The organism is Vibrio metschnikovii CIP 69.14, assembly GCF_000176155.1.
Lineage (GTDB): Bacteria > Pseudomonadota > Gammaproteobacteria > Enterobacterales > Vibrionaceae > Vibrio > Vibrio metschnikovii.
The window spans coordinates 1-11561 of sequence record NZ_ACZO01000005.1 but is presented as its reverse complement, the minus strand read 5'-3'; the positions used below and the strand labels follow the sequence as shown (position 1 = coordinate 11561).

The following is an 11561-nucleotide window of genomic DNA, read 5'->3' as shown; positions in this document are numbered from 1 at the left end:
GCGAGGAACGATTAAGCTCGAGCGTTATCAATGATCGTCAAATAATCGGGGATGAGCATATAGGTACCAATAAATTCTACCGCATCTTTAGTACCACTACTGATATCCACTTTGACCACAATACGTGCTTTTCTCCCTGAAGCCAGGCGATCAAGATCACCGCTGATCCCATCTAATGAGGTCGATGCAACGGGATTATGCACCACTGGATGCCGATAACGAATGCGGCTATCAACCAACACAATGTCCCCTTGCAGATTACGCTCACGCATTAATAACCAAGCCATTCCCCACCCCGTCAGAGTGGCCAAAGTGAACGCCGAACCAGCGAATAACGTATTGTGAGGATTTAAATTAGGGTTAAGCTGCGCACTGCATTGAAACTGATACCCGGTATACTGTTGGACTTTAATACCCATCTTGTCACTGATCGGAATATGCGTCGCCCAGCGTTCTTGTAACTCTGTACACCACTCTGGTTTACGCAATACATCGGCCATCGGGTCTAGCGGTTTAACCATTTGCTGATGACGCACCGGGCCTCGCTCATCCGTTAAGGGCCCTCGTCGCTCAAAGCCATTTTGTGCATAAAAAGCAATCGCATCTTCGCGAGCATTACACACTAAACGCTTCGCTCCTTCCTGACGAGCTAAAGACTCAAGTGCCACTAACAACAAGGATCCCATCCCTTTGTTACGCGCACTAGACTTCACCGCCATGTAGCGAATTTGCCCTTCACTGTCAGGAGTGATATAGACCCGACCAATCGCAATCGGTCGTCCTCGTCCATCGACAATCATTCGATGATGACTCATGGGATCGTATTCATCACGCTCCGAACCTAAGGGCATTCGCCACGGCTCACGTAGCATCTGCCAACGAAAATGGTAATACTTGTTGAGCTGGTTTTCCGTCTTGGGAGTGATAAGCTTAAACATTGATTCCCTTCCTAAAGCGCTATTTCGCTCAGATTAAGCCTGTAACCAAAAAGTCACTGGACCATCGTTAATAAGTGAGACTTGCATATCCTTCGCAAAACGTCCTCGCTGCGTCGGTAAAATGGTCGCACATAGATCTGAAAAATAATCGTACAGGCGTTCCGCTTCTTGTGGTGCAGCCCCACGTGAGAAACCAGCTCGGGTGCCTTTTTTGGTATCAGCAGGCAGCGTAAACTGTGAAACGACCAAAACACTACCACCAACATCTTGCACGCTCAGGTTCATTTTACCGGCTTCATCTTCAAAAACGCGATACTGCGTGACCCGCTCGACCAAACGCTTCGCCTTAGCCTCATCATCATCACGCTCGACTCCCAGTAACACCAATAAACCGCGCTCAATTTGTCCGACGACGTCACCATCGACGCGAACCGCAGCTTCACTCACCCGTTGAATTAAAGCGATCACTTGGATCTCCTTGTGGTTTCTCTGCTAATTTATCTAATCGAGTGGTTGAGTCTACCACGTTAGGCTCGCGCTTCCATTGCTCACTTTCACCTAACGCGGCAGTAAACTCAGCACCAATCAGTACAATCAACCAACATAAATATACCCAGACGAATAAAATCGGTATCGCTGCGAGTGCGCCATAAATCAATTGATAAGACGGAAATTGGGTAATATAAGCGGCAAAGGCTTTTTTGCTTAACTCAAACAACAAAGCGGCAACAAATGCTCCGGATAGAGCGTGAACGAGGCGAACTTTTTTATTGGGAACCAAAACATACAAACCCACAAAAGCAAAAAAGGACAATAAAAAAGGCAATCGGCTTAAAAACAATCGAAAAACACCGCTAAACGCTTCACTTTCCACCAATTTCAAAGACGTTACATAGGAGGTCACCGCAATGCTCGTGCCGACAAGAATCGGCCCTAAGGTCAAAATCATCCAATACATAGAAAATGAAAAGACGACCCGCCGCTTATTGCGTACTCGCCAAATAAAATTCATATTCTTATCGATATTTGAGATCAGCATTAACGCGGCAATAAATAAGAAGGCCCCACCAACGGCGGTCATTTTTCCCGTATTAGCAACAAACTGCAGTAAAGCGTTACTAACCGCATCGCCGGCCGCAGGAACAAAGTGAGTGATCACAAACTCTTGGATAATTTCCCCTACATTATCAAAAATGGCAAACGAGGAAAGAATGGATAACAGCACCGTTAACATCGGCACAAGGGACAATAAAGTAATATAAGCTAAATAGCCGGCATTAATATTGATTCGGTCATGATTCATTCGGTTGAATAAATAACGAACAAACCGCACGCTTTGCTTAAATAACATCTCTAGGGCCAAAATCTCACTCCTACGTTGTGCTGTCCAATATGCTAGTGTACTGAAAAATTGACGCTATTGCCTCTCCACCAGCACAACATCTTATGTCAGGATATCCTTAAACGCATCATCCAACGCTTCATTTCCCCTTGATTAGACATCACTCTCACACCAAGCCAACTCGCGATATAAAAAAACCCTTAGCCTTTACAGGATAAGGGTTTTCACTGCCATCATGACCATTAATTAGCCACGAGAAGCACGTTTACGCTCGTTTTCGGTTAGGTGTTTCTTACGAATACGAATGCTCTTTGGCGTCACTTCAACCAATTCATCATCATCAATGAACTCAAGTGCCTGCTCAAGAGTAAATTTAATCGCAGGGGTTAGCACCTGAGCTTCGTCCGTACCAGAAGCACGTACGTTGGTCAGCTGCTTACCTTTTAGACAGTTTACGGTTAGATCGTTAGAACGATTATGAATGCCGATCACTTGACCTTCGTAGACTTCGTCAGCATGCTCAGTAAACAAGCGACCACGCTCTTGCAAGTTAAACAATGCGTAAGTTAATGCCTTACCCGTCGCATTAGAAATCAGTACGCCATTCACTCGCTGACCAATATCACCACCTTTGTGAGGTCCATAATGATCAAACGTATGATAAAGCAAACCTGAACCTGACGTTAGTGTCATAAACTCTGTTTGGAAACCAATCAGTCCACGAGAAGGCATCACAAAGTCTAAACGAACTCGGCCTTTACCATCTGGCGACATATCTTTCATCTCGCCTTTGCGCAGACCAATTTTCTCCATGATCCCGCCTTGATGCTCTTCCATCACGTCGATAGTCACGGTCTCGAACGGTTCCATTAACTGGCCATTTTCTTCTTTAAGAATAACTTCTGGACGTGAAACCGCTAATTCAAAGCCTTCGCGACGCATGTTTTCGATCAAGATAGAGAGGTGTAATTCCCCACGACCAGAAACACGGAATTTATCGGGATCTTCGGTTTGCTCTACACGAAGTGCCACGTTATGCACTAACTCTTTCTCAAGACGTTCAAGAATATTACGTGAAGTAACGAACTTACCTTCTTTACCAGCAAAAGGAGAAGTATTTACTTGGAAAGTCATGGTCACAGTAGGCTCATCAACGCTCAATGGTGGTAACGCTTCAACGGCATTAACATCACAAATCGTATCCGATATCTTCAGCTCACCCAATCCAGTAACCGCGACGATATCACCAGCAGTGGCCAGTTCGGTTTCCGTACGTTGTAAACCAAGGTATCCGAGTACAGTACCGACTTTACCGTTGCGTTTTTTACCATCAGCAGAAATAACCGTTACTTGTTGGTTAGCCTTTACGCTACCACGAGTCACACGGCCTACACCGATAACGCCAACGTACGAGCTATAATCAAGTTGTGAAATTTGCATCTGTAATGGACCAGAAAGATCCACTTGTGGAGGCTCCACATTATCGACGATGGCTTGGAACAATGGTTCCATGTTTTCACCAATAACACCTTCTTCTAAGGTCGCCCAACCATTCAGTGCTGAAGCATAAACCACTTGGAAATCCAACTGTTCATCACTTGCACCTAGATTATCAAACAAGTCAAACACTTGATCCATTACCCAGTCAGGGCGAGCACCTGGACGGTCAATTTTATTGATAACGACAATCGGCTTTAAGCCATGAGCAAAAGCTTTTTGAGTCACAAATCGTGTTTGTGGCATAGGACCATCAACAGCATCGACAATCAAGCAAACACAATCAACCATCGACATAATACGCTCAACTTCACCACCGAAGTCAGCGTGTCCAGGGGTGTCTACGATGTTAATGCGGTAATCGTGCCAATTGATCGCGGTATTTTTGGCAAGAATCGTAATACCACGTTCTTTTTCAATATCGTTCGAGTCCATGACTCGCTCTTCAGCGTCACCGCGAGACTCTAAGGTACCCGACTGCTGGAGTAGTTTATCCACCAAGGTCGTTTTGCCGTGGTCAACGTGCGCGATGATCGCGATGTTTCTTAGTTTTTCAATTTGTGGAGTAGCCATGGAGTTTTGCTTCACTTATTTTACACAGATAGCTCGTTTCTACGGGAGTGCACAAACGTAGCCAAAATTTTCGTTAAAAAAATGGTCAATAATGTACCAGATTTTGGCGAAAAACCTAGAAAAATGTGATCTATCACGCTCAATATTGTCCCATTACATCCTAGTCGTCGTTCCCGCTTAATTCAAACCCGATTCCCACACAGAAATGAAGATTGACAAAGCCATGAATAATCGGCTGAATGAACAAGTTTTGTTAGCCGTAGTGAGCAACGCTACCGCATTGCACCACAAAAGTGCAACGTGTGACCTTTTTGGTGCAACGATACGCACCAAACTCACCCATCAAAACATAAACAATTGATTTTATGGACAATAAAAACTGGCACGATTATCGCTTAGGTAAATACAGTACGGATTAAGCTTGATGAAAAACCATTAATCTGTGCTGATTTCATTTTGATTCGAGCCCAAACCGCTTTATTTAACACTGGAGGTTATCCAAGATGTCAGTAGAAAACGTACTATCGCTGATCCAAGAAAACGAAGTTAAGTTTGTTGACTTACGCTTTACCGATACAAAAGGTAAAGAGCAACATATCTCTATTCCTGCTCACCAAATCGACGCAGACTTCTTCGAAGAAGGTAAGATGTTCGATGGTTCATCAGTTGCTGGCTGGAAAGGAATCAATGAATCTGACATGGTGATGATGCCTGATGCATCCAGTGCCGTGCTTGACCCATTTACCGATGATGTCACTCTCAATATTCGTTGTGACATTCTTGAACCAGCCACGATGCAAGGCTACGACCGTGACCCACGCTCTATTGCTAAGCGTGCCGAAGATTATATGCGTTCAACCGGTATCGCTGATACCGTTCTTGTCGGCCCAGAGCCAGAATTTTTCCTCTTTGATGACGTAAAATATACCAACAGCATGTCTGGCGCGTCATTCAAGATTGATGATGTCGAAGCGGCTTGGAATACGGGTGCAGAAATTGAAGGTGGTAACAAAGGTCACCGTCCTGGCGTAAAAGGCGGTTACTTCCCTGTTGCTCCGGTCGATTCATCACAAAACATCCGCTCTGCGATGTGCTTGATCATGGAAGAAATGGGCTTAGTCGTTGAAGCACATCACCATGAAGTGGCCACCGCAGGTCAAAACGAAATCGCGACTCGCTTTAATACGTTGACCACAAAAGCAGATGAGATCCAAATTTACAAATACGTTGTACACAACGTTGCTCATGCGTTTGGCAAAACCGCGACCTTTATGCCTAAACCTCTCGTTGGTGATAATGGGTCAGGCATGCACGTACACCAATCACTAGCAAAAGATGGCGTCAATTTATTTGCGGGTGACAAATACGGCGGTCTCTCTGATCTTGCCCTGTATTACATTGGCGGTATTATCAAACACGCACGTGCAATTAACGCTTTCGCTAACCCATCAACTAACTCGTACAAACGTCTTGTTCCAGGGTTTGAAGCACCAGTCATGCTCGCTTATTCAGCGCGCAATCGTTCTGCATCGATCCGCATCCCTGTCGTGCCAAGCCCGAAAGCGCGTCGTATTGAAGCTCGCTTCCCAGACCCAGCAGCCAACCCATACCTTGCGTTCGCTGCACTGCTAATGGCAGGCCTTGATGGTATCAAAAATAAAATCCATCCCGGTGAAGCCATGGATAAAGATTTATACGACTTACCAGCAGAAGAAGCCGCTGAAATTCCAAAAGTCGCCGAATCTTTAGAAGTCGCGCTAAAAGCACTTGACGAAGATCGTGAGTTCCTGACCGTAGGTGGCGTGTTCTCTGATGATTTCATTAACTCTTATATTGCTCTGAAATCAAAAGATGTTGAGCGTGTTAACATGGCCGTTCATCCACTTGAGTTTGAACTTTATTATTCGGTGTAATCAGCACCTAATGTAAATCTCAGCTTATTTTGCAACGTAATTCTAGGCTCGCCTCGCAGGCGGGCCTTTTGTTTATTTGGCTTTCTTTCCATTCACTTTAACATCATCATCGCCTAACCAAACAGGAGCATAACCGTCAAACCTAACACCTAACTCGGTGCTCACTAGCCCCATTGCACCATTTCTGAGCAAAGAAGCCGTAAAATATGAGGTAAAAAATGAATCCGATAGTCATCGTGTGTTTACTTATCTACAGCGTGCTGTTGCCAATCACCAGTCATGCACAAACGGTGTACGTTTGGGAAGATGAACAAGGGATAGTTCATTTTAGTGATTTTGCTCAGAGCCCACATGCTCAATTAATTACCTTATCAGTCGACGATCATCCTGCTCCCGATCCTCAATTTAGTGAAGCAATACCAATCGATGAAACCCTACCAAGTAAAACCTCTCAACCTAGCAGCTCCCTGTTGCCAGCCTTAGCACTACAGATAATCTCGCCACTTGATCAACAAACGATTCGTGATAACCAAGGACGTATTAAAGTTGTCGTTGAGTTAAGTCGCCCTTTGACAACCCATCAGCACCTACAACTGATGCTTAATAACCAAGCCTATGGCGCGCCTAATACGCAAAATTATTGGGAGTTAAAAAATATCGATCGAGGTGAACATCGTTTGATGATTCAAGCAATTGAAAACGGCAAGGTTATTGCATCAACTAATTCAGTAACGGTTTATTTACATCGAGCTGCGCGGCATTAATCGGTCATCGTATGATCTCATACTGAGTGAACAAACCATAGCAAGCTGATATCTCATGCTTTATCAATGCAAAAGGGTGACAACACCCAGTGATCCAATGCCGCGATAACTGGCAGCCATGAGAAATGAAGACTCCCGCTCTTATTTAAGCTTTTGCTTTTTATTCCGTTGCGCCATACTGAACTGTCGACCGCACCAAACTGGTGCAATGTATCAATGGGTAATAGGATGCCGCTGTGAATCTAGACCGAAGTGAAGCGATATTAAATAATCTCGTCACCGCGACGTTACTACTCGATGAGAACTTATCTGTTCGTTATGCTAATCCAGCGGCGGAGCAACTCTTCTCGCAAAGTGCTAAACGCATTCTTCATCAATCACTGTCTGCACTCGTACAACATGCCTCGCTTGATCTCGCTTTATTAACTCAACCACTACAAAGCGGCCAAAGTATTACCGACAGTGACGTCACGTTTGTAGTGGATGGCAAACCACTGATGCTAGAAGTCACGGTAAGCCCTTTTTCATGGCAAAAAGAGCTCATGCTATTGGTTGAAATGAGGAAGATTGGTCAACAGCGACGTTTAACACAAGAACTCAACCAACATGCTCAGCAACAAGCAGCGAAGTTATTGGTGCGTAGTTTGGCCCATGAAATTAAAAATCCGTTAGGAGGATTACGCGGCGCAGCACAACTACTCGAGAGAATGCTTCCTAATCGTGAACTAACTGAATATACGCAAATCATTATTGAACAAGCCGATCGTTTAAGAACGCTAGTCGACAGGCTGCTTGGCCCCCAAAAACCTGGAAAAAAAACGCATGAGAATTTACATGTTATTCTAGAAAAAGTAAGGCAATTGATTGAATTGGAAACAACCCACTCAATCACCATTGAAAGAGATTATGATCCGAGTCTACCTGAGCTATTGATGGATACCGATCAAATTGAACAAGCACTATTAAATATTGTTAGTAACGCTGCGCAAATTCTCGCTCACCAACCTTATGGAATGATTACGCTGCGTACCAGAACCGTGCATCAAGCCAATATTCACGGTCATCGTCATAAATTGGCCGCTAAAATTGAAATCATCGACAATGGTCCTGGCATCCCTCTTGAACTACAAGATACCTTATTTTATCCCATGGTGAGTGGCCGAGAAGGAGGAACAGGACTAGGACTGTCCATCTCACAAAACCTCATTGATCAACACAATGGAAAAATTGACGTTGAAAGCTGGCCAGGGCGTACCGCATTTACCATTTATTTACCCATTTAACCTGACCAGGATCCGGTCGAATAAAAAGGAGAACAAACATGAGCAAAGGATACGTCTGGGTGGTTGATGATGATAGCTCAATCCGCTGGGTTCTCGAAAAAACCTTAGCCGCAGCCAATATAAAATGTGAAACTTTTTCTGATGCAGAAAGTGTCCTAATGGCGTTAGAAAGAGAAACACCAGATGCACTGATCTCTGATATTCGAATGCCTGGCATGGATGGTATTGAGCTACTTAACCAAGTCCATTCTCGTACGCCTGAATTACCGATCATTATTATGACGGCTCATTCTGATTTAGATGCAGCCGTGAATGCGTATCAGAAAGGCGCTTTTGAATATCTCGCCAAACCTTTTGACGTCGATGAAGCCGTTACCTTAGTCGAACGAGCGATGGCACACGGACAAGAGCAGCGCACGACTCAAGTACAGCACACAATCTCAACCTATAGATCACCTGAAATTATTGGCGAAGCACCGGCGATGCAAGAGGTGTTTCGAGCGATTGGCCGACTTTCCCGTTCCTCCATCTCGGTACTGATTAATGGAGAGTCAGGAACAGGTAAAGAATTGGTCGCTCATGCTTTACATCGTCATAGTCCTAGAGCACAAAAACCATTTATCGCCCTTAATATGGCTGCCATTCCGAAGGACTTAATTGAATCCGAACTGTTTGGACACGAAAAAGGGGCTTTCACTGGAGCAAATAGTGTTCGTCAAGGGCGCTTTGAACAGGCCAACGGGGGAACTCTCTTCCTTGACGAAATTGGTGATATGCCACTTGATATACAAACACGATTATTGCGAGTCCTTTCTGACGGACAATTTTATCGCGTTGGTGGGCACCTAGCTTTAAAAGTTGATGTTCGCATTGTGGCTGCAACCCATCAACACTTAGAAAAATTAGTTCAACAAGGAAAATTTCGTGAAGACTTATTTCATCGCCTTAATGTGATCCGAATTCACATTCCGGCTTTACGTGAGCGGCGACAAGATATTGAAAAACTGACTAAACATTTTTTAGCATTAGCAGCAAAAGAGCTCAGTGTAGAAATGAAAACATTGCATCCTAAGAGTGTTGAAATTCTTAATCGCTTGGATTGGCCAGGTAATGTAAGGCAACTAGAAAATATGTGCCGATGGCTAACAGTAATGGCCAGCGGCAGTGAAGTTTTGCCAAGCGACTTTCCGCCAGAGCTACTCCAACAACGTAAAGCAGTAGAAACAACAACGGATATACATTGGCAAGCTCAGCTTGAGGTCTGGGCAAGATCTGCATTAGCGGCTGGTGAAACCGATCTTTTAACCCATGCTCAACCAGAATTTGAACGTATCCTATTAGAGGTAGCGCTCGATCATACTCACGGCCATAAACAAGAGGCAGCTAAAGTATTAGGCTGGGGACGCAACACCTTAACGCGTAAATTAAAAGAGCTTTACTCGTAAGCTATCAACACTTTCAGTAAACAATAACAAAATAAAGATGAATTGTGCAGATTCCCAAGCTCGTCTTACTGACAGACATGCGTTTGGTTTTTATACTTGATTGACAATATGACTTGGAAAAATGCCATGATAACCAAAAACTTCCCTCTTACCGATTTACATCGCCATTTAGATGGCAACATACGCACTCAAACCATTCTCGACCTAGGTCGTAAGTTTAATGTCGCACTGCCTGCCAATACGGTAGAAGGCTTAACACCTTATGTACAAATCGTTGAAGCAGAGCCTTCGTTAGTCGCTTTCCTATCTAAATTGGACTGGGGAGTTGCGGTACTAGGTGATTTAGAGGCATGCCGTAGAGTCGCCTATGAGAATGTAGAAGATGCTTTACGTGCTCAGATTGATTATACCGAATTACGATTTTCACCTTACTACATGGCCATGAAACATAATCTCCCTATTGCTGGTGTCGTTGAAGCCGTCGTGGATGGTGTACAAGCTGGGGTTCGCGACTTCGGGATTCAAGCTAATCTGATTGGTATTATGAGCCGAACTTTCGGAACCGATGCATGCCAGAAAGAATTAGAGGCGATTCTTAGCCAAAAAGATCATATTGTCGCAGTCGATCTTGCTGGTGATGAATTAGGACAACCTGGAGAGCGCTTTGTCCAACATTTTAAACAAGTTAAAGATGCAGGGTTACATGTCACAGTACACGCTGGAGAAGCCGCTGGTCCTGAAAGTATGTGGCAGGCGATTAAAGAATTAGGGGCTACACGTATTGGCCATGGCGTCAAAGCGATTAACGATCCCAAGCTGATGGATTATCTGGCAAAACATCATATTGGTATTGAATCTTGTCTAACATCTAATATTCAAACCAGTACGGTTGAAAGCTTAGAGAAACACCCAATTAAACTCTTTTTAAATCACGGTATCTTGGCTTGCCTTAACACAGATGACCCTGCTGTAGAAGGTATAGAACTTCCTCACGAATATCTGGTCGCGGCGCCTAAAGCGGGCCTTAGTAACGAACAGATTTATCAGGCACAGAAGAATGGTGTAACACTTGCCTTCTTATCTGAAAGTGAAAAACAGACGTTAATAAACAAAGTCGCCGCACGCCACTAGGCCAATATAAAAAAGGCCAATAATATAAAAAATAAAAAAGATCGAAACATTCGATCTTTTTTATTGAGATTTAATCAGGTGCGTAACGCAAAAAAGCCGCTAATAAATTAGCGGCTTTTTAAATAGTGGCGGAGAGATAGGGATTTGAACCCTAGGATAGCTATTAACCATCGCCGGTTTTCAAGACCGGTGCTTTCAACCACTCAGCCATCTCTCCACAATTTTTAATCCACAAGTAAATAATATTTACTCATGGCCGGCCGCTTATTAAGCGGCAAAATTAAAGCCTGGCGATGTTCTACTCTCACATGGGGAGACCCCACACTACCATCGACGCTGTTTCGTTTCACTTCTGAGTTCGGCATGGGATCAGGTGGGTCCAAAACGCTATGGTCGCCAAGCAAATTTGGTTAATTCGGAAAGCTGTTTTTTTGTTCTCACACATTCAATGCACTTCTTTGAGTCCACCAAAACCCCTTGGGTGTTGTATGGTTAAGCCTCACGGGCAATTAGTACAGGTTAGCTCAACGCCTCACAGCGCTTACACACCCTGCCTATCAACGTTCTAGTCTCGAACAACCCTTTAGGACACTTATAGTGCCAGGGAGAACTCATCTCAGGGCTCGCTTCGCGCTTAGATGCTTTCAGCGCTTATCAATTCCGAACTTAGCTACC

The 11561-nt window shown here is 44.3% G+C and carries 9 protein-coding genes, 1 tRNA gene and 2 rRNA genes; 5 read left to right on the top strand and 7 right to left on the bottom strand.

Annotated features, from left to right (window positions below; genetic code table 11):
- Positions 1–11: 11 nt before the first annotated feature.
- The 4 genes from VIB_RS02255 to typA all read right to left on the bottom strand — a co-directional run bounded on the left by VIB_RS02255 (position 12) and on the right by typA (position 4350).
- Positions 12–938, bottom strand: a complete 927-nt coding sequence (locus VIB_RS02255) for a bifunctional GNAT family N-acetyltransferase/hotdog fold thioesterase (protein ID WP_004394369.1) — start codon at positions 936–938, stop codon at positions 12–14.
- 33 nt (positions 939–971) lie between these two features.
- On the bottom strand, positions 972–1406 hold the full coding sequence (dtd, locus tag VIB_RS02250; protein WP_004394368.1) for a D-aminoacyl-tRNA deacylase: 435 nt from the start codon (positions 1404–1406) through the stop codon (positions 972–974).
- Positions 1378–2289, bottom strand: coding sequence for a virulence factor BrkB family protein (locus tag VIB_RS02245; protein ID WP_372436273.1), 912 nt, complete (start codon positions 2287–2289; stop codon positions 1378–1380). Before VIB_RS02245 ends, dtd begins: the two co-directional genes overlap by 29 nt.
- A gap of 237 nt (positions 2290–2526) precedes the next feature.
- Positions 2527–4350 (bottom strand): translational GTPase TypA, encoded by a 1824-nt coding sequence (gene typA, locus VIB_RS02240; protein WP_004394366.1) that lies wholly within the window; start codon positions 4348–4350, stop codon positions 2527–2529.
- Between the two features lie 503 nt (positions 4351–4853).
- On the opposite strand from typA, the gene glnA reads away from it, so the two are divergent.
- The 5 genes from glnA (at position 4854) to add (ending at position 10886) form a co-directional block, all read left to right on the top strand.
- The gene (gene glnA / locus VIB_RS02235) at positions 4854–6263 is read left to right on the top strand and encodes a glutamate--ammonia ligase (RefSeq protein WP_004394365.1); all 1410 of its coding nucleotides are present in this window, start codon (positions 4854–4856) and stop codon (positions 6261–6263) included.
- A gap of 218 nt (positions 6264–6481) precedes the next feature.
- Complete coding sequence (locus VIB_RS02230) at positions 6482–7027, top strand: DUF4124 domain-containing protein (RefSeq protein ID WP_040903877.1); 546 nt, start codon at positions 6482–6484, stop codon at positions 7025–7027.
- 236 nt (positions 7028–7263) lie between these two features.
- A complete protein-coding gene (gene glnL, locus VIB_RS02225) occupies positions 7264–8310 on the top strand; it encodes a nitrogen regulation protein NR(II) (RefSeq protein WP_004394361.1) in 1047 nt (348 codons plus the stop codon).
- A gap of 38 nt (positions 8311–8348) precedes the next feature.
- Positions 8349–9755: a nitrogen regulation protein NR(I) gene (glnG, locus tag VIB_RS02220; RefSeq protein ID WP_004394360.1), complete on the top strand. Its 1407-nt coding sequence runs from the start codon at positions 8349–8351 to the stop codon at positions 9753–9755.
- Positions 9756–9881: 126 nt separating this feature from the next.
- Positions 9882–10886 (top strand): adenosine deaminase, encoded by a 1005-nt coding sequence (gene add, locus VIB_RS02215; RefSeq protein WP_004394359.1) that lies wholly within the window; start codon positions 9882–9884, stop codon positions 10884–10886.
- 126 nt (positions 10887–11012) lie between these two features.
- Here the strand turns inward: add and VIB_RS02210 are convergent.
- The 3 genes from VIB_RS02210 to VIB_RS02200 all read right to left on the bottom strand — a co-directional run.
- Positions 11013–11103: transfer RNA gene (locus tag VIB_RS02210), tRNA-Ser, on the bottom strand.
- 68 nt (positions 11104–11171) lie between these two features.
- Positions 11172–11287, bottom strand: a 5S ribosomal RNA gene (gene rrf, locus VIB_RS02205).
- A gap of 87 nt (positions 11288–11374) precedes the next feature.
- Positions 11375–11561: ribosomal RNA gene (locus tag VIB_RS02200) — 23S ribosomal RNA — on the bottom strand; the annotation flags it as partial.

What these genes read in the sequence shown, in the direction of transcription:
- VIB_RS02255 (WP_004394369.1), bottom strand. Translation starts at nt 938, where the DNA reads ATGTTTAAGCTTATCACTCCCAAGACGGAAAACCAGCTCAACAAGTAT.
- VIB_RS02245 (WP_372436273.1), bottom strand. Translation starts at nt 2,289, where the DNA reads ATGTTATTTAAGCAAAGCGTGCGGTTTGTTCGTTATTTATTCAACCGA.
- typA (WP_004394366.1), bottom strand. Translation starts at nt 4,350, where the DNA reads ATGGCTACTCCACAAATTGAAAAACTAAGAAACATCGCGATCATCGCG.
- glnA (WP_004394365.1), top strand. Translation starts at nt 4,854, where the DNA reads ATGTCAGTAGAAAACGTACTATCGCTGATCCAAGAAAACGAAGTTAAG.
- VIB_RS02230 (WP_040903877.1), top strand. Translation starts at nt 6,482, where the DNA reads ATGAATCCGATAGTCATCGTGTGTTTACTTATCTACAGCGTGCTGTTG.
- glnG (WP_004394360.1), top strand. Translation starts at nt 8,349, where the DNA reads ATGAGCAAAGGATACGTCTGGGTGGTTGATGATGATAGCTCAATCCGC.
- add (WP_004394359.1), top strand. Translation starts at nt 9,882, where the DNA reads ATGATAACCAAAAACTTCCCTCTTACCGATTTACATCGCCATTTAGAT.